This window comes from Pyxidicoccus sp. M15 (assembly GCF_056858435.1).
Map to the genome: position 1 here is coordinate 7,333,525 of NZ_CM166495.1, position 21,926 is coordinate 7,355,450.

The window sequence follows — 21,926 nt, forward strand, 5'->3', positions numbered from 1 at the left end:
TTTGTCCCCGAGCGCGGATCCGCGCCTCGAAGCGGCGATGAAGTCCGCAGCGCCCGCCCCGTCCGGTGCTGCATTGAAGTCACCAGAGGGCCGCATGGGCGGTGGACTCGGCCTCAGCGGCATCGGAGCTCGGGGTGCCGACAAGGCGCCGAGTGGGACGGGCATGGGCCTGGGCCTGAGCGGCAAGGGCTCTGGCGGCGGTGGCATCGGCTCGATTGGCACGAAGGGGCGCGGATTAGGAATTACCGCCTACGGGACAGGCTCTGCCCGCGCCGCCCCCGGCCCGAGCGCCATGATGCACGGACAGGCCTCCATCTCGCTCGGGGGAAAGGGCATCGGAGGCTCGCTCGCGAGCAAGTCGGCTCCCTCCGACACCGCCTCCTCCGGCGAGGGCTACAAGGACTACGGGGTGAATCCCTTCGTGACGGCGTCCGAGGACCGGCTGTCCACCTTCGCCGTGGACGTGGACACGGCCTCGTACACGCTCGCGCGGCGCAAGCTGCTGGACGGCACCCTGCCTCCGAAGGAAGCCGTGCGCGTGGAGGAGTTCCTCAACTACTTCCGCTACTCATACCCGGAGCCCGCCGCGGATGACGGCCCGCTCGCCGTGCGCATGGACGCCGCGCCGTCGCCGTACACGCCGGGACGCCACCTGCTGCGCGTGGGCGTGCAGGGCCGCCGCGTGAGCGTGTCCGAGCGCAAGCCCGCGCACCTCACCTTCCTCGTGGACGTGTCCGGCTCGATGCAGTCACCAGACCGTCTACCGCTGGCGAAGCGCGCGCTGCGGATGCTCGTGGACAACCTGCGCGACGGCGACACGGTGGCGCTGGTGACGTACGCCGGCAACGTGCGCCGCGTGCTGCCTCCGACGGGCATGGAGAAGAAGGCCCTCATCCACGCCGCCATCGAGGACCTGTCCGCGGGGGGCTCCACCGCGATGGCGTCCGGCATCGAGCTGGCCTACCAGGAGGCGATGAAGACGCTGGATGGCGGCTCGCTCTCGCGCATCGTCATCCTCTCCGACGGCGACGCCAACGTGGGCACGACGAGCCACGCGGAAATCCTCAAGCGCATCCGCGGCCACGTGAAGGAAGGCGTCACCGTCACCACCGTCGGCTTCGGCATGGGCAACTACCAGGACACGATGATGGAGCAGCTCGCGGACCAGGGGAATGGCAACCACTACTACGTGGACTCGCTGCTCGCCGCGCGGCGCATCTTCCAGGAGCAGCTCGGCGGGACGCTGGAAGTCATCGCCCAGGACGTGAAGCTGCAGGTGGAGTTCGACCCCGCGCAGGTGTCGCGCTACCGCCTGGTCGGCTACGAGAACCGGGACATCGCGGACCGCGACTTCCGCAATGACCGGGTGGACGCGGGCGAGATTGGCTCCGGGCACACCGTCACCGCCCTCTACGAAGTGGAGCTGAAGCCGGGCGCGGGCGAGGGCCTCGCCACCGTGCGCGTGCGTGCGAAGCGGCCGCGCGGCGAGTCCGCCTCGGAGCGCGCGTACCGCTTCTCCGTCGCGGCGCTGGCCGGCACCTTCAAGGACGCCAGCGCCGACCTGCGCTTCGCCACGGCGGTGATGGGCGCGGCGGAGTTGCTGCGCAAGAGCCCGCACGCGGACCGCTGGAGCTTCGAGTCCGTGCGCGAAATCGCCCGTGCGGCCACGCCCACCGGCAACGCCGAGCGTGAGGAATTCCTCTCACTGCTGGAAAAGGCCCGGCCCCTGCTTCGGGGCGTGGCGGCCAGGTAGTAGATTCCGGGCTCCTGCCCCCCGCCCAGGAGCCACACATGTCCACCGTCACGCGAGCAGAGATTGACGAGTCCCATGCGCAGTACCGGGGTTCCTGGAGGCTGCTCGCGCTGGGGAGCCCGGCGGGCGAGGTGGTGGAGCGGCCCGAGGTGTTCATCGCCGCGGGCCACGTGTCCTGGGCGCTGATGAACGCGGCCTTCCTGCGTGCGCCCGTGGAGTCGGAACAGGCGCTCTCGGCCGCCGTGGCCTCCGCGGCGCGCTACTTCGCCCAGGGCCGTCACGGCTGGGCCTTCGTGCTGGGCGACGACTGGATGGCGCCCCAGGTGCGCGAGCGCGCGGAGTCCATCCTCGCCTGGTACGGGCTCAAGCCCGGGATGCCCGTCACCGGCATGGTGGCCGAGCGCCTGGTCGAGCCCGCTCATCCACCCTCCCCGTTCGACCTCCGCCCGGTGCGGGATGCGCGGACACGCGAGGCGCTCTCGGACATCAACTCCTCCTGCTACGACGTGCCGCGCGACGTGGGCCGCGAGGCGTTCGCCGTGGAGTCCCTCTACGGGCCGGACCACCAGGGCTTCGTGGGCTGTCGGGACGGCGTGGCCGCCACCAGCGCATCCGTGCTGCGCGTGGACGGCGTGGCCTACGTCGCCATGGTCGCCACGCTGCCTCAATACCGGCGCCAGGGCGGCGCCGAGGCCGTCATGCGGCACGCGCTCGCCGCGGCCCGGAGCGACTGGAACATTGAGCGCACCGTGCTGCACGCCACCGACGCCGGCCTGCCCGTCTACCGCCGCATGGGCTACCGGCCGGTGACACGCTTCCGCATGTACCTCGCGCCCGCCCCCGGCCGTACCGAGTAGCCGCCTCCGGCCGGTGACTCGCTTCCGCATGTAGCTCGCGCCCGCCCTCCGGCCGCACCGAGTAGCCGCCTCCGGCCGGTGACACGCTTCCGCATGGACCTCGCGCCCGCACCGGGCCGCACCGGGTCGCCGTCTACGCGTCCAGCTGGTCGGCCGGGACGACGCCCTGCTCGACCGCGAGCGAGCGCAGCCGCGTCTTCACGCGCTGGAACTGCTGGCGCAGCGCGGTGGCGCGGCGATTCAGGGCATCGCGAGTGACGGGCTCATCCGGCTCCGCCATCACCCGGGCAATCTCCGTCCAGGGCAGGCGCTGGTCCACGCGCAGCATGAGCAGCATCCGCTCGTGCGGTTCCAGCTGCTCCCGCAGCGCGCGGAAGCGCTCCTTCACCGCGGTGCGCCGCCAGGGCTGCGTGTCCGTGCGCTGACGCTGTGCCTCGTTCGCCGCCGGCTCGCTCACGGGCTGCTCGCGTGCCGCCGGCGCGTGCAGCTGGTGGTAGCAGGCATTGCGCGCCAGCCGATATGCCCACGTCCGAAACGAGCTCTCCCACCGAAAGCCCGGCAACCCCTTCAGGAGATTCTCGCTGAAGAGGCTGAAGGAATCCTTCGCCAGCTCCGGGTGGTGGAGCACGGACGCCATCAGCCGGCGTATCTCCGGCCCATAGGCACGCATCGCCAGCTCCACCGCCTGGCCATACTCCCCCCGCAGGCAGTGCGCGTGGAGCTGCGCCTCCACCTGCTCGCGAGCAGCGACCGCATCGGCACCCGCGCCCCCATCCATCATTGGAGATGTCATCTCGTCACGCTCCTGCGCCATTACCGAACGGAAGGAGTGCCCCCGCGCACTCCGTGACGCGCCGGGCTCTCGCCAGCTCCCCTCACGCGAGGGAGGACGGCCCCTCCGACTGCGCGCCTGGTGACAGCGGCATCTCCACCTGCGGACGGCCGACCCGCCGCTCCCGCACCAACCTGCCGTAGCCCAGCGCGCCCTGGTCCTCCGCCACCTTCATCGCCCGGGCGAACGCCTCACGCGCTTCCACTTCCCGCCCCAGGGCCCGCAGCGCCTCCGCCTCCAGGCCCCGCAGCACCGCCTCGTAGGAGACCTCGCGCGTCGACTCGGCCCGCTCCAGCGCCTCGTGTACCGCCTCCAGCGCCGCGTCCGCCTGCCCCAGCAGCAGGTGGATTTCCGCCAGCATGCCCAGGTCATGCGGCAGGCCCGCCTCGAAGCCGGAACGCCGCCACTGCGCCAGGGCGGACTCCATCAGCGCCAGGCCCTCGCGCGCATTGCCCATCATCGACTGCGCCCATCCCCGGATGAGCGAGGCCCACCCCAGCCACAGGCGGAAGTGGTGCTCGCGCGACAGCGCGATGTTGCGGTCGCACAGCTCCAGCGCCTCGCGCGGCTCGCGGCGCAGCTGGCACGCCAGCGACACGTACAGCAGCGCGAACGCCGTCGTGTTGTGGTGGCCGATGTCCATGGACAGCCGCAGCGCCTGTCGTCCGTACTCGCGCGAGCGCTCCGGCGCATCCACGACCGCCTGCACCACCGCCCCGTAGGCCAGGGCCGCCACGCGCGGGTTGACCCAGTGCTTCACCGCCAGCGCCTGGTGCTGCTCCAACCCGAAGTCGGAGAACGCGAGCGCCAGCTCCACGTGCTCCAGCGCCTCGCGCACCTGGCCCCAGGTGAAGAAGTCGGTGGCCATCATCCGGTAGCCCAGCGCCAGCAGCTCCTTCTGGCCATGGCGGCGGCCCATTCGCACCAGCCGCTCCGCCACCTCGTGCGCCTCGTCCCACCGCGCCCGCGCGAAGGCATAGGCGTACGTCACCCAGTAGGGAGGGTCCAACCGGGGCAGGTCCTCCTCCAGCTCGCGCATCAGGGACCGCACCCGCGTGTACACCTCCTCGCCCTCGGCCGAGTGGTAGCCCTGCACCTGCACCAGCGGCAGCTCCAGCGCGATGAGCAGCTTCAGCTCCTGGCCGGCGCGCTCTCGCGTCGGGGGCAGCGTGCGCAGCAGCTCCACGGCCCGCCAGAAGTGACTGAGGGCCTCCACGTTGGCCGAGCGACGGCTGGCCAGCTCGCCCGCGCGCACCCACCAGCGCAGCGCCGCCTCCACCTGCCCCGACTCCGTGTAGTGGCAGGCCAACAGCTCCGGCTGCGCGTCGGACACCTCGGGGAACTGCTCCGCCATCACCCGGGCGACGCGCCGGTGGTACTGCCGCCGCTGGTGCCGGGGCAGCGAGTCCGAGGCCGCGTCCTGGATGAGCGCGTGCCGGAAGCTGAACCGCGGCTCGGCTCCCTCCTCGGTCTGGAGCAGTCCCTCCGCGACGAGCCCGGACAGGTCCTGGCGCAGCGCCGTGTCACTCCTGCCGGAGAGCGAGGCCAGCAGCGCTTGCGAGAAGCCGCGCCCCACCACGGCGCACAGCTGCGCCAGCTCCTTCTGCGACGCGGGCAGCCGGTCCAACCGCGTGAGGAGCAGCTCGCGCAGGGACTGCGGCACGGACGAGGCCAGCGCGCGCGGCGCCTCCGACCCGGCGTCGGGACGCTCCACCACGGTGCGCGTCAGCTCCTCCGCGAAGAGGGGGACGCCGTCCGTGCGCGCCACCAGGCGCGCCACCGTCTCCGAGGGAAGCCCCTGGCGTCCCGCCACCTTGCGCACCAGCTCGCCGGCGATGGCGGCTGGCAGTCGCTCCAGCGAGAGCCGGTGGATGCTCCGGCTCGCGGGCCACGGCGGGCGGAAGTCGGGGCGCGCGGTGAGCAGCAGGCACGTGCGCGAGCGCGGCAGCCGCTCCAGGAGGACGCCCAGCAGCTCGAGCGTGGACGGGTCCGCCCAGTGCAGGTCCTCCACCTCCGCGAGCACCGGCCGCTCCTCCGCCAGCCGCAGCAGCAGGGCCGTCAGCGACTCCAGCGTCTCCTGCTTCAGCCGGTCCGGCGTGTAGCGCAGGTGCGGCGCGCCCTCCGCTCCCGTCAGGCCCACCAGGCCGGACAGCACCCACGTGCGCTGGTGCCCCAGCCCGAGCGCGCCCAGCCCCGCCTCCAGCCGGGCCTTGTGCTGCGTCGGCGTGCCCTGCGTGTCCAGCTGGAGCAGGTGGCGCAGCAGGTCGATGATGGGCGCGAAGGCACTGGTGCTCGACTGGGGCCAGCACTGGCACCGCAGCCGCAACGCGGTGAAGGGCGGCACGCGCTCGCGCACCTCGCGCAGCAGGCGCGACTTGCCCATGCCCGCCTCACCGGAGATGAGGCCACACACTCCGTGCCCGCCCCGGACCTCCTCCCACCAGCCCAGCAGGCACTGCAGCTCCGCGCGCCGCCCCACCAGCGGGGTGAGCGGGCGCGCCACCAGCTTGCGGTCGAACCGGCTCGCGGCGCGGCGCGGGCGCAGCGCCTGGTGCAGCGGCACGTCACGCACGCCGGACAGGCCGGTGAAGCGCAGCGGCTCCTGGGGCTGGGTGACGAAGGCACCCCGGACGAGCGCAAGCGTGGCGTCACTGACGTACACCGTGCCCGGCTTCGCCTGACGCGCCAGCCAGGTGGCCATGCGCGGCGCCTCGCCCTGGATGGACGTGCCGTCCATCACCACCATGTCCGTGTGGATTCCCACCTGCAGGGCCAGCTCGCGGCCCGGAGGCAGCAGCAACGACTCCTGGAGCGCGGGCGCCAGGGCGGATGCCACCCGCAGCCCCGCGTTCACCGCGCGCTCCGAGTCATCCTCCCGCGCCACCGGATGGCCGAAGCAGCCCAGCACCTCCTCCCCCACGCACAGGACGACGGAGCCGCCGTGCTCCTGGATGACCTCCGAGCAGCTCCGGTGGAAGGTGGCCTCCAGCTCGCTCACGTCCTCCGGGTCCAACCGCGCCGTCAGCCCCGCGACGTCCGCGAGCCGGCAGGCCACCAGCGTCACCTGCCGCCGCTGCGGCGCCGCGCTCCGCGACATGCGATGCCGGGGCGCGAGCCCCTCCTCCACCTGCCGCAGCCGCTCGCGCAGCTGCACCGCCGAGCCGAGCCGCTCCGCGGGCGACTTCGCCAGCAGCGCCGCCAGCAGCCGGTCCACCGCCTCCGGCAGCGCCGGGACGCGCTCGCGCACCGAGGGCGCGGGGTCCGGTGAGATGACGCGCGTGCGAATCTCCTCCGGGCTGCCCGAGTACGGAGGCTCACCGGTGAGCATCTCGAAGAGCAGGATGCCCGCGGACCACAGGTCCGTGCGCGCGTCCTGCGGCCCGCCGCGCCACTGCTCGGGTGACATGTACGGGGGCGTGCCCGCGGTGGACAGGGATACGTCCTGCGGCGCGCTGGCGGCGGCGAGCCACGCGAGGCCGAAGTCGAGAATCTTCACCACGCCCTTGCGGGTGATGAAGACGTTGCTGGGCTTGAGGTCGCGGTGGACGATGTGGTGCTCGTGCGCGTGCGCCAGGCCGGCGGCCACGGCGTCCAGGATCTCCATCGCCTTGCGCGGCCCGGGCCGCCCCCGGCGCAGGAGCGCGGACAGGGACTCGCCCTCCAGGCACTCCATGACGAGGAAGGGGACCGGGGGCTCTCCCGGCTCGCTGCTCCAGACGTCCACGTTGAAGATGCGGACGATGTGCTCATGGTCCAGCTGGGCAATCGCCCGTCCCTCCTGCCGCAGGAGGGTGAGCATCGGCGCATCGGCGAGCGACTCGTGGGGGACGAGGAACTTCAGCGCCACGGACCGCTGCAGCACCACGTCCCGGGCGCGGAAGACCTGCCCCATGGCGCCGCCGCCCAGCTCCTCCAGCACCTCGTAGCGTCCTCCGTCCCGGTCTCCCAGCCGCATGCCGGGCACGGGCAGGCGTGGGGGCACCGACGCCCGCGCCACGCTGCGCAGGAAGGAGTCCTCGAAGTCCTCGCGGTCGAGCGCCTCCAGGTCGGGGTCCAGCCCCGTCACGGTGCGCTCGCGTCTGTTCTCGTCGCCGGCCCAATCTGGCATCGCCGAATTCCCCCGGTCACGGCTCGCGCCTGGCGGCCACCCTGGTTCACGTTAGGAACGGTGTCCGGGCACAACAAGGAAACGCCTGGTGGCCGCCCTGGCCGTCCGCCCACGCACGGGGGCTCGCATCACCCTCGGGGCCGGTGCAGGCATCGCCACACCTGCCTGCCCTCGTTCTCCGGGGCGGGTCGAGCGGGCGCGGCCCTGGTGCCGCGCCGTTCTCCCCGGCCCTGGCCGGCGTCACATCAGGGGCGCGGAGATTCGCTCCAAGAGAGTCCGAATCCAGGGGGGACGTCCATGCGCCATGGCACAGCCACCGTCATCACGCGCATCCGTCCGGACGCGCTCACGGCCCTCGAGCGCTCGCTCGCGGAGGCCGAGCGGCTGCGCACGGCGCTCTTCTCCGGCGTGCCCGGCCTGCACTTCGCGCGCTGGGCCATCATCGACCTGACGGCGCCCGGGCCGGTGCAGGCCGCGAGGGATTTCCGGCTCCTCTTCGCCGCCGACTTCACCCTGCCGACAGACGACGGAGACCCGCGCCAGCTGGACTGGAGCCTCGTCCACGGGCTCGTCTCCTGGCTGTGTGACCTGCGCGCGCAGGGAGCTCGCGCCGCCACCGTGTTCGACGACCTCTACCGCGCCTGCCAGGACTATCCGGAGGAAGGGCTCGCGGAGCCGGACGCGGTGGAGGCGTACCTGCTGCGGCACCGGCTGGATGCGACGACGCGTCACGTGGACTTCGCCTATCGCTTCGAGGGGCCGGAGGAGCTGCGGGAGGCGGTGGACGTGCTGCGCGAGGTGAACCGGCACCTGGACGCACGGGCCCGCCTGCTCGCGGAGACGCCCTGGCGCGGCGGACGGGGGGAGCTGCCGCACCTGCACCGGGAGCTGCGGGACGTGGCGCTGTCCGTGTCGTCCACCGTGTTCGACGCCGGCTGGGGAGAGCGGCTCACCGACGCGCGCCGCGCCGCAGCCCTCGCGACGCTGGCGTATCCCTTCCAGCGCTACGTGCGCTCCCTGCCCCGGGTGCTGTGGCTGAGAACGCGGCTGTCGCTGTCCGGCGCGAAGCGGCTGCCCGGGGACTCCAGCCCCTGCGCACCGGAGCTGACGGCGGCACGGAGTCCTCCCTCTCCCAGCGACGCCATGGTGCAGAACCCGATGGTGCACGTGGCGCGCATCACCGGAGGCCCGCTGGCGGTGAAGCTGACCGAGGCCGCGCTGCCCAGCGTGGACAAGCGCCTGAGCCGCTACGTCGTGGGGATGAATCACATCCAGACCATCCACTGCGCGCGCTGGCTGCTGCACTCGGACGGGGACGGTGGGCCGCACCACCTCATCTTCCTCAGCAACTATGACGACAGCTGGGAGGCCTACATCGACGCGTTCGTGGACCACGCGGACGTGCGCGACTTCCTGGAGCTCATCTGGAGCCGGACGGACGGGTTCCCCGACAAGACGCGGGGACTGTTCCCCCAGCGGAAGTGGTGGGGAGGCCAGGCGCTGCGGCTGCCCGTGGAGCCCTTCAAGTCCTGGCTGCGCGGGCACGAAGTGCCTACGCGCGTCTGGTACAGCGCCGCCCTGGACGGAGGCCCCCGCCAGCGGCACTCCGTCATGCTGGTGCACAACGCGCTCCGGCTGAGGGAATTGCTCGCACGAGAGCGCATCGACCGGCCGCTGCGGGACTGGGCCGCGCGCCGGACCTTCGCCGCGTTCCTGTCCCGGGGCGCATGCAATCCCGGCCACGCGCTGCCGCGCTTCCCGGCCCTGCTGGCTCACTCGCTGTCCGCGCTCTCCGCCGCCCTCCGTGAGCGGTGGCATCAGCCCTGGAGGAAGCCCCGTGTACTCACCCCACCTGGACTCCGGCCGCACCTCGTCCCGGAGCAGCACGCCGTCGCCTGAGCCTTCCGCGGAGCTGGACCTGAGCGACGTGCAGGGCCTGCTGCTGCACGGCTACCGGGAGATGCGCGAACTGGCGCTGCTCTTCCTGCACATCGACGACGCGGAGCGCTGCCGCCAGTGGCTCGGCGAGCTGGTCCGCGACGCCATCACCTCCTCGGACCCGCGGGAGCACCAGCGCAGGCAGCGCGAGCAGGGCAAGCGCTACTCGCGCGTCAACCTCGCGCTGTCCCCCCGGGGGCTCGCGGCGCTCGGGCTGCCGGAGGAGGTGCTGGCCACCCTTCCCTTCGAGCTGCGCGAGGGCATGGCACGCCGCGCGCGCGAGCACCTGCGCGACGTGGAGGCCAATGACCCGGACCGATGGGAGCTGGGAGGCACGCGCCACGAGGACGACCTCCACGTGCTGCTGCTGCTCTACGCGGCGGATGACGAGCGGATGGACCGGCTGCTCCATGACCACGAGATGCGAGCGCTCGCGCAGGGCCTGCGAAAGGTCCACGTGCAGCGATGCCATCGCGAGCAGCGGGCCGAGGACCCTCCCGGCTACTTCCGCGACCACTTCGGCTTCCTGGACGGGCTGTCACAGCCGCGCATCGAGGGCTTCAAGGACCCCGCCGGACACCCTCGTGACTATGACCGCCCGCTGAGGCGCGGCGAGTTCATCCTCGGCCACGCCAACGAGTACGAGGAGTACCCGCTGTCGCCCTGCGTGCCGCGGCGGCTCGACGTCACCGACGTGCTGCCGGGCAGCCCGGGCCACGCGGACTCGAAGGACCTGGGCCACAACGGCAGCTACCTCGTGGTGCGCAAGCTGGAACAGGACGTGGCCGGGTTCGAGCGCTTCCTCGACAGGAATGCCGCGCTCGCGCCAAAGGGGACACAGGAGCACCGCCGCGAGTGGCTTGCGGCGAAGCTGGTGGGCCGCTGGCGCAACGGGGCTCCGCTGACGTCCTCGAAGCGCTGCCCGCTGCACCGCTTCCTCCCGTTCCTCTTCCGCGACAAGGCGAAGCCGCCGTCCGTGTCGCGAGGCAGCGCGAAGGACGTGGACAACGGCTTCCTGTACGCGCGTGACGACCCGCACGGCTTCGGCTGTCCGCTGACGGCGCACGCGCGGCGGTGCAACCCGCGCGACGCCCTGCCCCCCTCGCGCGAGGCCTCGATGCAGGTGACGCGGCGTCACCGACTGCTGCGTCGCGGCTTCAACTACGAAGACGCCGGCGGAAAGGGGCTCCTCTTCCTCGCGCTCAACACGAGCCTGGGCCGTCAGTTCGAGTTCATCCAGCGCAGCTGGGTCCACTTTGACCAGCTCGGAGGGGTGGAGGGCTCGGAGGACCCCCTGTCCGGAGATGGCGGCGGAAGACTCCTGATCCCCGAGAAACCGGTGCGCCAATGCGTCGCGGACCTCCAGCGGTTCGTGACCACCAGAGGAGGCGGGTATTTTTTTATGCCGAGTCTGAAAGCGCTGCGCTTCCTCGCGGCACTCGGCGCGGCGCCGCGCGGCTGACGTGCGCGAGTCGCGGGCCGTTCATGCTGGACCTCGCGCGCGTTGTGGCAGACTCGGATGGGCAGGGGGGCTTCAACATCCATGGTCGCCACAGCACATGGGAGTCCACGCATGGCCAGGTGGGACGAGCTCGTCATGGCGGTTCCGAAGCAGGCGGGTGCCGGCCTCGGTGACGCGGCCGCGGCGACGCTGCTGGAGACGCTGCTCGGGACACAGGAGGAGCAGCTCACGCTGCTGCGCCAGCTCCACCGCGACGTGAAGCAGCTCCAGGAAGGCCCCTTCCACGCGGGCCGCATCCACCTGGAAGCTGCGCTCAAGCCCCACCGCACCCGTGACGACCGGCTCGAGCTGCTCAAGGCCGCGCGCAACAGCTTCACGGACGCGCTGGGCATGGAGCGCGACAAGGCGCGCACGTCGCTCATCGCCCTGCACCTGGGCTTCTGCTGGCTGCTGCTCGGCGCGGAGAAGGACGCGCGCGAGTGGACGCAGATGGCGCACCGCACGGCGGTGGAGTCCATGAAGGACATCCTCGCCGAGGCCGCCGCGGACCAGGGCCTCACGCACAACCGCTACCTGGACCCGGCGCTGAACTTCCTCATCTTCTTCACCAGCGCGGCCACGCTGGGCGCCGGCTACCTCTTCTGGGATCGCGTCATCAGCAAGCGCACCGACAAGGTGCTGCGCGGCGCGCTGAACCAGCTGGAGTGCCTGGCGGACTACGTGGACACGGTGGGCGAGATTCGCGTCCGCCTGGGCGAGGTCGCCACGTCCGTCCCCCGCTACGAGCTGACCCACGGGCTGGACGACAACCAGTTCCTGTCGCGCGTCACCATCCGCAAGCTCATCAGCGACAAGGAGGCCATGTACTTCAATGGCCGCGAGACGCGGAAGGTGACCTGGAACGACAAGGAGCGCTCCGAGGTCATCACCCGCGAGCTGCTGTAGACGTCACGGCTCGAACACCGGGAGGGCGCGCCCCAAATGCAATGGGGACGTGCCCCCGTCGTAGAGCTGACAGGCCCACCGCACACAGGGGAACGGCCCGCATCCGCTCCGGCTGTCACGTTCCTGTTTGACGGTGTTTTCAGGAAAGCCCCGGACAACACGTCAGAGGGGGGCGCAATAGTGCGCGACTTCCTGAAAGGAGGGCGACGGTGATGGCTCAGACGATGCTCGTTTTCATTCCAGTCATTCTGCTGATCGCCGCCGCGGTGGCGATTCCTCGTCCCCGCCGGCGTTCGCGGCGGTGGTAACAAGCGGCGGGGTACCTCGAGAGGTACCCCGCCCATGTGGATTCACCTGTGGAGTGGCTTCGCGTTGATTCACCTGAAGGCGCGGTGTCGGCGCCTCGACTGGATCCGCGGCCTGTCGTACCGGGTGTAGACTCCCCGCCCGTGGCTGAACGTCCCAACGTCCTGGTCGTCGATGATGATCCGCACCTGCGGGAAATCGTCCGCTTCGCGCTGGAGCAGGGAGGCTTCCACGTGGAGGAGGCCTCGGACGGCCGCGCCGCCCTCGCCCAGGTGCAGCGCTCCGTACCCGCGCTCATCGTCCTGGACATCATGATGCCGGAACTGGACGGGCTCGCCGTGTGCCGCGAGGTGCGGCGCAAGCACGAGCTGCCCATCGTCTTCCTCTCCTCGCGCGACGACGAGGTGGACCGCATCCTCGGGCTGGAGCTGGGCGGCGACGACTACCTCACCAAGCCCTTCAGCCCGCGCGAGCTGGTGGCGCGCGTGAAGGCGGTGCTGCGGCGCGCGCGCCCCTCTCCGTCAGCCCCGCCGGAGCCGGGGCCGCCCACGTCGCGGATGCAGGAGCGCGGCCCGCTGCGCATGGACGCGGAGCGCTGGCGCGCGTGGTGGGGCGAGCAGGAGGTGGTGCTCACCGTCACCGAGTTCCAGCTGCTCGCCACGCTGCTGCGCGTGCCCGGCAAGGTGTTCACCCGCGACGAGCTGATGACGCGCGTCTATGACGATGTGGTGGTGAGCGACCGCACCATCGACAGCCACGTGCGACGGGTGCGGCAGAAGTTCTCCGCGGCGGGCGGAGAAGTCATCGAGACGGTGCATGGCCTCGGCTATCGGCTCGCCCTCCCCTAGCCGGCGCGCGCGCCCGCGCCTGTGGATGGTCTTCGCCGCGGTGGGCGTGGCCGGCTTCATGCTCACGCTCGCGGGCCTGTCCTTCGTGCGCGTCTATGACGACCAGCTCATCCGGCAGACGGAGTCGGAGCTCATCGCCCAGGGCGCGGTGGTGGCGCAGGTCTTCCGCGACCAGCTCGACGAAGGCGTCAGCTCGGAGACCTACGGGCGGGTGCGCATCTCCCCCTGGCCCTTCCCCCTCCCCGATGACAAGCGGCTGAAGCCCATCCTCCCCTCGCTGAAGGCGTCGGACGTGCCGCTCCCGCCGGATGAAAGACCCGCGCCGTCACGCGTGCCCGCGGAGCCCCTGGCCCAGGGGGCCGGCGCGCGGCTCAACCCGCTGCTCGAACAGGTGCGGGCCACGACGCTGGCCGGCATCCGCGTGGTGGACACGGAGGGCGTCGTGGTGGGCAGCAGCAGCCCGGAGGTGCTCGGCGCCTCCCTGGCGGACCGCCCGGAGGTCCAGCGCGCCCTGCGCGGAGAGCCGGCCAGCGTGCTGCGCCGCCGCCATGCCGAGCCCGAGGACACGCCGCTGGCCTCGCTCAGCCGGGACACGGGCATCCGCGTCTCGGTGGCCCTGCCCGTGCTGATGGGAGACCGCGTCTGGGGCGCGGTGGTGCTGGCGCGCACGCCGATGACGTTCGCCAAGGCCGTCTACGCGGACCGGTGGAACCTCACGGCCACGGGCCTGGTGCTGGTGGGCGCGGTGGCCCTGATGTCGCTGGCCGCGGGCGCGCTGGTGGGCCGTCCGGTGCGGGCGCTGGTGAAGCAGACGCGCGCCATCGCCGTGAGCGACCCGTCCGGCTTCGAGCCGGTGGCGCGCCCCGTGGTCGCCGAGCTGTCCGAGCTGTCCGAGGCGCTCGCGGGCATGGCCACCGCGCTGCGGGACAGGAACCAGTACATCCGCTCCTTCGCCGCCAACGTGTCGCACGAGTTCAAGACGCCGCTGGCCTCCATCCAGGGCGCGGTGGAGCTGCTGCGGGACAGCGCGGACGCCATGTCCCCGGAGCAGCGGGCGCGGTTCCTCGGCAACGTCGACGCGGACGCGCGGCGCCTCACGCGGCTGGTGCAGCGGCTGCTGGAGCTGGCACGCGCGGACTCGATGACGGCCACGCCCTCGCGGGTGGAGCTGGCCCCGCTGCTGGAGTCGCTCGCCGTCCGGGCCCGCGCGGAGGGCGTGGCGGACGTGCACGTGGCGCCGGTGCCCGTGAATCTCCAGCTCCCGCTGCCGGCCGAGGTGCTGGACGACGTGCTCTGGCAGCTCATCACCAACGCGCGTCAGCACGGCGGGGAGAGCGTGCGCGTGGACCTGGCGGTGGAGGCGGACGGCGCCGGGCCGGTGCGCGTGGTGGTGCGGGACAACGGACGCGGCATCTCCGAGGCCAACCGCGCGCGCATCTTCGACGCCTTCTTCACCACCGCGCGCGAGCGGGGCGGCACGGGGCTGGGGCTCACCATCGCCCAGTCCATGCTGCGGGCCTTCGGCGCGGGGCTGGAGCTGCTGCCCGCGCAGCCTCCGGGCCCGGGCGCCGCCTTCGCGGTGGTGGCGGCGCCCGCGCCGGTGCTTCAGCGGAAGTAGCTGTTGGAGATATCCACCGAGTAGCCCAGCTCCAGCGTGGGCGCGGAGGCGGCCACGAGGTACTGGCGGAACTGCAGCTCCTTGCCGGGCAGGCCCGCGTCGGCCGGGTTGGACGCAGAGGAGGGCTCCACCTGCTCCAGGCTGCCACCCTCGCGGCGGTAGTTGAACACCGCGGGGAAGTGCGCGCGGGCGCTCAGCTCGGCCACCTGCCACGACACGCGCGGCAGCGCCAGCTTCAGCCGGCCGGAGAGGTGGAAGACGCCCAGCTCTCGCGCCAGCACCACCTCCAGCGTGCCCCCCGTCTCACCGAGCCGCGCGGGCGCGGCCTTCAGCTTCAGCGTGCCGTCCTGTGTCTCCACGGGCACGGGGATGGAGTTGAGGGTGATGCGCTCCAGCCGGTGGCCCTCGGGCAGCTCCAGCTCCAGCGGCTGCTCGCGGTCCAGGCTCAGCGCGTAGCTCACGCGCAGCGTGGCGCGGCCCTCCAGCGTGGACACCCAGGACGCGGTGGCCGAGGTGATGCGGGGCTCCAGCGGCGGGCGGACCTGCTGCTTCGGGCTCTGCTCCACCTGCGCCACGGCCGCGCGCCAGCCGACGCGCAGGGCCCCCTGCACGGGGTAGACGGAGTGGGCCTCGCCGTCCGAGGCGGACAGCGACTCCAGCAGCGTGAAGACGGCGGTGTCCGCCTCGAGCGTCAGCGGCACCGGCGCCACGCCGGGCCCGAAGCGCAGCTGCGCGCGGCGCAGGGGGCCTGTGCCCGGCGAGCGCACGTCCAGGCCCACCTCGAAGGCGTAGCGGCCGGCCTTGCGGGTGAGGAGGCAGAGGTAGCCGTCCACCACGCCCACCGTGGCGTCCTCCAGCGTGGGCAGTTCGCTGGGGTACGTGTCCGCGTCGAGCTGGAGCAGGCGCACCTGCGTCCAGCGCTTGTCCGCGAGCACCTCCACGTCGAACTGGCCCTCCACGTGGAGGGTGTCCGCGGAGAGGCGGCCCTTGAGCTGGCTCTTCACCAGGGCCTCCGTGGGAGGCGGCGCGGGCGGTGCGGACTCGCGCTGCGCGTAGAGGGGAATGAGCTGCTCCAGCGGCACGGTGGCGGTGCCAGCGGGAGTCGAGGTATCGGCCGTGCCCAGCAGCAGTCCGACGACGAGAGGAAGGGTCCACATGGCGGCTAGCTCGCTTCCGGGGTGACGGGGGTGGCGGAAACAGCGGCGGCGACGGCGGCGGCGCCACGCGGCGGCTCACCGGGCTGCGACAAATCGGAGAGGAAGGCGCGCACGCTGGGGCGGGTGGAGAGGACCATCAGGCCGAGCAGGGCCGCGAGGATTTCCAGCGTGTAGATGAGGCCGGTGTAGCCCTCCAGGATGACGGCGCCGGTGGGCACGATGAGCGTCGCGCCCCACAGGCCGACGAGCACGGCGAGGCGCTCCTTGGGGAAGAGCCACCGGGCCCAGGCGACCACCGCCGCGCCCAGGCCCAGAGCGGAGATGGCGTAGGCGACGTAGAAGTTCATGAAGGCGGCCAGATACGAGAGCAGCACGAAGAAGAAGCCGTAGACGGCGGCCAGCAGGTACGTCTCGTGGAGCGCCATGGGCCGGCGGTGGCGCAGGCTGAGCGCGGCGAGCAGGGCCAGCAGCGCGAGGAACGGCACCCACGCGCGGCCCGCCATCAGGGAGACCATGGCGTCGAAGGTCTTCTCCGACGGGAGGATGACGCCCAGGCTCACGCCGGACTCGAGCGACTGGAAGGCCCAGTCCAGCGTCACGGCGTCGCTCGCCGTCTGGACGGACGACGCGGCGAGCACACCGGCCGGGTAGTCGTAGTTCTCCCCGCCCTGCACGGCGAAGTGGACGCGGACGTCGCGGGCGGGCAGCGCCGGGTCCAGCTTGTACACGAAGGAGTTGAGACCCCGGGCGCGGTAGCGGATGGAGAAGCGCGACGTGGCGTCCTTGGCGATGCGGCCCGTCCACACCAGCCGGTTGCCGGACTCGCCCAGGTCCAGGCTGGACTCCTTGCCGTCGACGAGGAACTGGAGCTCCGAGAGGAGCACCTGGGACTTGTCCATCTCGATGGGGAAGATGAACGCCACGTCGATGTCGCGGCCCTCGCGGTTGACCACCGCGTAGTCGGCGTCGAGCGTGAAGTCGAAGCCGGAGAAGTAGCGCAGGCCGCGCTTGCGGTAGTTCATCTGCGCCTTCACCTGGACGTGCTGCCGGTCGAAGGCGAGCGGCTTCAGCTCGGTGAAGATGGTGCCGCTGTGCACGTAGCGCAGCGACGGCGCGGGCTGGGTGACGGGTGCGCCCCAGCGGTCCTCCACTCCGGCGGCCAGCTCGGAGTTCGCGAAGTTCGTCCGGTTCGCCACCTGCCCGGCGATGACGGCCGTGGCGAACACGACGATGAAGAGGCTGCCGAAGACGTGGTGCGCGACGAGCCAGCGCAGGGCCTTGCGGACGGCTCCGTCAGGCGCGCGCGGCGGGCGGGGAGGAAGAGGCGGTGCGTTCATGAGCGCAGGATGGGCGCCCGGTGTGCAACCCGGATGACCCGCTCGTGCGCTTCATGAGGAATGATTGTGCAGAAGTCGTGCAGGGCGGCTTCGCGCGGAACCCACCCTCCCGACACCTTCCAGCAGGCCGCACGCCCGTCGTCGGCGGTATCCGGGCCTCTTGCGTGATCCGCCCACCTGGACATCCATCGACACACTGACACGCACACATCCACACCCAGGGTGCGCTTCGGAGCCTGATCCAGGCGCTGATCGCGATCAGAAAATTTCGTGCGCTGGATCCATGAGATCCCTTCGCTTGATCACCACGCCGGGTGAGATTCGCGGGACGTCCGCCAGCGTGCATCAGGCGCGGGGTGAAACCTGTTGCACGCTGTAGTGGCTTCGCTTCGGGAGCGGATCACGGCCTTCCTGGGATACACGCCCAGTGAATACAAGTGGTTCACCCCACTCGAGGGGTAGACACCTCCGCCGGGAAGACGCAGATCGCGCGGGCCTGGATCAGCGACGTGTCTCTGTCGTAGTGGTGGGCCGCGATCTGCTCACGCGCCCGGGGCCCTTCTGTACCCCGGGTGCGACAGGGTGGGACAGGCCTGGAAGGTGTGCGCCACGGTGTCCCGCGCACCTGGAAACCGGTTGGGGACACCGACGAGCACCGGACGCACGCAGGGGCCCGACGCTTCGAGCGCGGGACCGTGGGAGGCATGACCGTGGGCGGGTTGGACTGGGTGCAGGTGGACGTCGGCTTCCCCATGAGCCTCGCCGTGGTGGGCGCCGCGCGCTCGCTGGGCATGGAGCGGCGGGCATTCCTCGGCGCCATCGTGGAGCTCCAGATCTGGGCCGTGCAGGCCCTCCCCTCCGGACGCTTCGAGCCTTTTCCCGCGTCCGCCGGACGTCCGCGGGACGCGTCCGCGGACGAGTCCATCTGGTGTGAAGCGGTCGAGGGTGCCGTCCGCTGGACGGGCTCCCCCGGCGCCTTCTGGGACGCGCTGCTGCGCACCGGAATCCTTGTGCGCGAGGACGACAGCGTCCGGCTCACCCTCTGCGACCGCTACGTGCAAGTCCTCGAAAAGAGGAAGAAGGAGGCCGAGCGAAAGCGCAGGGAGCGCGCCAACAAGGCCGCCGCGTCCGGCGGACGTCCCGCGGACGCGCCCGGGACATCCGCCGCTAGAAGGAAGAGGGAGAAGGAGACAGAGAAGAAGAGTTCTTCTTCTGCAGCAGCAGCGATGGAAGGTGGCTCATCCCTGGGACATCTCGCCCCCGTCCCACCGCCGCCTCCGCCGGACGAAGTCCTGTCCGAGGACATCGACCCCGTGCAGCTCGCCCTGCCCGGCACCCACCTGGTCCCCGTCTCCCTCCCGCCCGAGCAGGCCGCCCCGCCCCGCGCCCCCCAGGCCCAGGCGGAGGCCTTCTTCGAGACCTTCCAGGACGAGCGCACCCGCGCCTTCCGCGGCGTGCCCCGCGAGGACATGCCTCCCGGCTGGTCGGACTGGTACCGCCACGCCCTGGCAAAGGTGGGTGGTGACGAGGGACGTCTGCTGACGGCCTGCCGCGGCTACCTCCAGTCCGACTGGGGCCGCTCCCGGCAGCCGGTGGGGACGTCCGTCGCCTTCTGCTCGCCCAAGGTCTGGGTGCGCTACGTCCCGCACGAGCACGCTGACGCCGCCGAGCCCACCGAGGTGTCCGCGCCCCCGAGCGTGGACGTGTCCTCCCAGGCCGGGCGCGCGTGGCAGCGGTGCCTCACGCGGCTCCACGAGCAGGGCAAGCGCTACGCCCTCCTGTGGCTGCAGAAGGCCCATCCGGTGGACGTACAGGACGGCCGGCTGATCCTCGCCGTGCCCGACGTCTACTTCCGCCAGTGGGTGGAGGAGAACTACGGCGCCCTGGTGGACGCGCTGATCCGCGACTGCGGGCTCGTGGGCGTGCGGTGGCGGCTGCCTTCGGACGAGGACGCGCCGGAGGCGGCCACGGGCATGCCCCGGTAGCGTCCGACAGCGACGGGGAGCTGCTGAAGGCGCTCGGGCCCGCGTGCGCGTCGAGCGCCGACGACGACGGGGCCGTGGCCGTCCGCACGCCTTCACAGCCCTGCCCTCCGCCGCCGTTCCCCTGAAGTCGCCACGGTGGGAAGTGGAATTCCCATCCCGCCCGGGCATGCGCCTTGCTGGGTTTCCGCCAGAGGCAGACAGCCGGGAGGATGGATGCGCGGCGGTTGGGGATGGGCGGTGGTGGGTGCGGCGGTGCTGCTGGGCGCCTGCGGTGAGTCGAAGGACGGGAGCGACGCGGACGCACCGAGCGGCCCGGGCCCCTGGCCCACGGACGCAGTGAAGAACTACTCGGCGGAGTTCCGCATCGGCGCCGGGGTGAAGAGCATCGGCGTCGACGAGGGGCACAACATCTGGCTGCTGCGCGGCGCGGAGATTGGCGTGCTGCGTCCCGGCGACACGGCGCCCACGTGGACGCGCGGCGTGGGCCAGGCCGCGGGAGGCTTCGGGCGGGACAAGAAGGCGCTCGGCTCCACCGTCATCTGCGGCGGCGAGGCGGGCCGCGCCTACGTGGGCTACCACACCTACGAATTGCAGCCGGAGGTGCCGGACAGGCCCCACGCCTACGTCCCCGCGCCCGGCGAGCCGCACTACTCCGAAGCACGCTTCGCGGAGTACCAGAAGGGGGACCTGGACGCGGTGCGCCTGCAGTCCGACGGCACGGTGGCGCTGGAGGAGCACCTGTGGCGCAGCGCGGGCGTGTCCGGCGGCAGCCAGCAGCTCGGCATCCGCAACACCAACGACTTCCACTACGACGAGGACCGCTCCGTCCTCACCTGCCAGCGGGTGCTGCGCGGGCGCGACAAGGGGGACCTCTACATCGGCACCAACCACGGCGTGACGCTGGTGCGGGGCCTCACCTACAACAGCCACCGCCACGCCGCCTGGTACGCGGACGGTGACTCGCTCCAGGCCGGCTTCAACTGGGGCCTGGGCATCGGCCCTGCGGGCGAGGTGCTCGTCGCCAACGACTGGATGGTGGGCATCCTCGAGCCGAACGGCGTGCTGGAGGACTTCGACAAGGAGCGCACCTGGGACGGCCCGGTGCCCTGGCGCTACAAGGGCCACAACGCGCAGCTCAACACCCTGGAGACGTTCGACTCCTGGCGCGCCATCACCCGCACGAAGGCGGGCGTCACCTGGGTGGGGAGCCGCGACTTCGGCCTGTGGCGCATGGACCAGAAGGACCGCTCCAGCGCGAGCTACACCCGCCTCACCGCCCTCCCCTCCGACAACGTGACGGCGCTCGCGGCCACGGACGACGGGAGCGTCTACGTGGGCACCCATGACGCGGGCCTGTGGCGCATCACCGGGGACGGCGAGACGCCCACCCGGGTGGACACGGTGAACGGAGACCAGGTGCTGCAGCTCGTCTACGACCCCACCGTGAAGCCCGCGATGCTGTACGTCCTCACGGACACGGGCCTCACGGTGCTGCGCGAGGAGTGACGCCGGGCCGCCGTCGGCGGCAATCCACGCGGGGCCTTCAGTCCGCGCGCATCGCCTCGACGGGGTCCAGCTTCGCGGCGCGGGCGGCCGGGTAGATGCCGAACAACAGCCCCACCCCGCAGCTCATGAACAGGGCCAGCCCCACGACCCACGGCGGAACGACCATGGGGAAGCGCAGCATCCAGTTGCCCAGGAACACCAGGAAGAAGCCCAGCCCCAGGCCCATCGCGCCGCCCATGAGCGCCAGCAGCACCGCCTCCGTGGCGAACTGCCCGAGGATGCGCCGCCTCTTCGCGCCCAGCGCCTTGCGCACGCCAATCTCCCGCGTCCGCTCCATCACCGACACCAGCATGATGTTCAGGATGCCGATGCCGCCCACCACCAGCGACAGCAGGCACACGCCGATGCCGGCGATGCTGATGACGATGGACAGCTGGTTGAAGGACGCCGTCATCGACTCGTTGGTGTGCATCTCGAAGTCGTTGGGCTCGTCCGCGGACACGCCCCGGCGGCGGCGCAGCAGCGTCGACACCTCGTCCTGCGCCTTCTGGAACAGGCCGGGCTCCTTCGCCTGCACGTCCACGTCCAGCGAGCGGTTCTTCCCGTAGAGTTGCTGGAAGGCGAGCAGCGGCATCATCGCCTGGTTGTCCAGGCTGATCATGCCCAGCATGCTGCCGCGCCGCTGCAGCACGCCGATGACGCGGAAGGGCCGCCCCTTGATGCGCACCTCGTGGCCCACCGGGTCCATGCCGGGGAAGAGCACGTCCGACACGTCCGTGCCCAGCACCACCACGGGGCGCCCGTCCAGCGCCTCCACCTCGTTGAAGAAGCGCCCGGACTGCAGCGTCAGGCCGCTCGTCACCGAGTAGTTCGTCTGCGTGCCGAAGACGCGCACCGACGGCCGCGTCTCCTGGGTGGCCGTGGACACCTTCTGGCCGTTGTCGTCGTCCGCGGGCGCCACCACGCCCACCGACGGGCAGGACTCTTCGATGGCGCGCACGTCCTCCATGGTGATGGCCGGCCGCCGGGAGTACTTCGCCCAGTTGATGCGGCCGAAGCCGCCCGCGGGCCACTTCGTCACCTGGAAGGTGTGGGCCCCCATGCGGCCCAGGTCCTTGTTCACCTTCATGCGGAGCCCTTCAATCAGCCCCATCATGGTGATGACCGTCGCCACGCCGATGACGATGCCCAGCAGCGTCAGCAGCGAGCGCAGCGGGTTGCCCAGGAACGTGCCCAGGGCCAGCCGCAGGTTGTCCAGGAAGGCTCGCATCGCG

The 21,926-nt window shown here is 71.7% G+C and carries 14 protein-coding genes; 9 read left to right on the forward strand and 5 right to left on the reverse strand.

What is annotated here, in order from left to right:
* The first annotated feature begins 292 nt into the window (after window positions 1-292).
* Window positions 293-1,753: a vWA domain-containing protein gene (locus ACX9TP_RS27155; RefSeq protein ID WP_482973526.1), complete on the forward strand. Its 1,461-nt coding sequence runs from the start codon at window positions 293-295 to the stop codon at window positions 1,751-1,753.
* Window positions 1,754-1,791: 38 nt separating this feature from the next.
* On the forward strand, window positions 1,792-2,610 hold the full coding sequence (locus tag ACX9TP_RS27160; protein ID WP_482973527.1) for a GNAT family N-acetyltransferase: 819 nt from the start codon (window positions 1,792-1,794) through the stop codon (window positions 2,608-2,610).
* 133 nt (window positions 2,611-2,743) lie between these two features.
* On the opposite strand, the gene ACX9TP_RS27165 is transcribed toward ACX9TP_RS27160, so the two are convergent.
* Both ACX9TP_RS27165 and ACX9TP_RS27170 read right to left on the reverse strand, forming a co-directional pair.
* A complete protein-coding gene (locus tag ACX9TP_RS27165; protein WP_482973528.1) occupies window positions 2,744-3,403 on the reverse strand; it encodes an RNA polymerase sigma factor in 660 nt (219 codons plus the stop codon).
* 82 nt (window positions 3,404-3,485) lie between these two features.
* Window positions 3,486-7,550 (reverse strand): protein kinase domain-containing protein, encoded by a 4,065-nt coding sequence (locus tag ACX9TP_RS27170; protein ID WP_482973529.1) that lies wholly within the window; start codon window positions 7,548-7,550, stop codon window positions 3,486-3,488.
* A 297-nt stretch (window positions 7,551-7,847) separates the two neighbouring features.
* Between ACX9TP_RS27170 and ACX9TP_RS27175 the strand changes: the two genes are divergently transcribed.
* The 5 genes from ACX9TP_RS27175 (at window position 7,848) to ACX9TP_RS27195 (ending at window position 14,667) form a co-directional block, all read left to right on the forward strand.
* A complete protein-coding gene (locus ACX9TP_RS27175; protein WP_482973530.1) occupies window positions 7,848-9,449 on the forward strand; it encodes a hypothetical protein in 1,602 nt (533 codons plus the stop codon).
* Between the two features lie 28 nt (window positions 9,450-9,477).
* The gene (locus ACX9TP_RS27180; RefSeq protein WP_482973531.1) at window positions 9,478-10,950 is read left to right on the forward strand and encodes a Dyp-type peroxidase; all 1,473 of its coding nucleotides are present in this window, start codon (window positions 9,478-9,480) and stop codon (window positions 10,948-10,950) included.
* A 111-nt stretch (window positions 10,951-11,061) separates the two neighbouring features.
* Window positions 11,062-11,895, forward strand: a complete 834-nt coding sequence (locus ACX9TP_RS27185; RefSeq protein WP_482973532.1) for a hypothetical protein — start codon at window positions 11,062-11,064, stop codon at window positions 11,893-11,895.
* 449 nt (window positions 11,896-12,344) lie between these two features.
* The gene (locus ACX9TP_RS27190) at window positions 12,345-13,049 is read left to right on the forward strand and encodes a response regulator transcription factor (RefSeq protein WP_482973533.1); all 705 of its coding nucleotides are present in this window, start codon (window positions 12,345-12,347) and stop codon (window positions 13,047-13,049) included.
* A complete protein-coding gene (locus ACX9TP_RS27195; RefSeq protein ID WP_482973534.1) occupies window positions 13,018-14,667 on the forward strand; it encodes a sensor histidine kinase in 1,650 nt (549 codons plus the stop codon). The genes ACX9TP_RS27190 and ACX9TP_RS27195 overlap by 32 nt, the downstream gene beginning before the upstream one ends.
* Here the strand turns inward: ACX9TP_RS27195 and ACX9TP_RS27200 are convergent.
* Together ACX9TP_RS27200 and ACX9TP_RS27205 are read right to left on the reverse strand one after the other, a co-directional pair.
* The gene (locus ACX9TP_RS27200; RefSeq protein ID WP_482973535.1) at window positions 14,655-15,824 is read right to left on the reverse strand and encodes a hypothetical protein; all 1,170 of its coding nucleotides are present in this window, start codon (window positions 15,822-15,824) and stop codon (window positions 14,655-14,657) included. The genes ACX9TP_RS27195 and ACX9TP_RS27200 overlap by 13 nt on opposite strands.
* Before the next feature lie 5 nt (window positions 15,825-15,829).
* A complete protein-coding gene (locus ACX9TP_RS27205; protein WP_482973536.1) occupies window positions 15,830-17,161 on the reverse strand; it encodes a hypothetical protein in 1,332 nt (443 codons plus the stop codon).
* A gap of 704 nt (window positions 17,162-17,865) precedes the next feature.
* On the opposite strand from ACX9TP_RS27205, the gene ACX9TP_RS27210 reads away from it, so the two are divergent.
* Together ACX9TP_RS27210 and ACX9TP_RS27215 are read left to right on the forward strand one after the other, a co-directional pair.
* Entirely contained in the window at window positions 17,866-19,146 is a 1,281-nt protein-coding gene (locus tag ACX9TP_RS27210; RefSeq protein ID WP_482982229.1) for a DnaA N-terminal domain-containing protein, read from the forward strand.
* Between the two features lie 213 nt (window positions 19,147-19,359).
* Window positions 19,360-20,652 carry a hypothetical protein gene (locus ACX9TP_RS27215; protein ID WP_482973537.1) on the forward strand — a complete coding sequence of 431 codons (1,293 nt, stop codon included), beginning with the start codon at window positions 19,360-19,362 and terminating at the stop codon, window positions 20,650-20,652.
* Between the two features lie 37 nt (window positions 20,653-20,689).
* On the opposite strand, the gene ACX9TP_RS27220 is transcribed toward ACX9TP_RS27215, so the two are convergent.
* On the reverse strand, window positions 20,690-21,922 hold the full coding sequence (locus ACX9TP_RS27220) for an ABC transporter permease (protein WP_482973538.1): 1,233 nt from the start codon (window positions 21,920-21,922) through the stop codon (window positions 20,690-20,692).
* Window positions 21,923-21,926 lie beyond the last annotated feature (4 nt).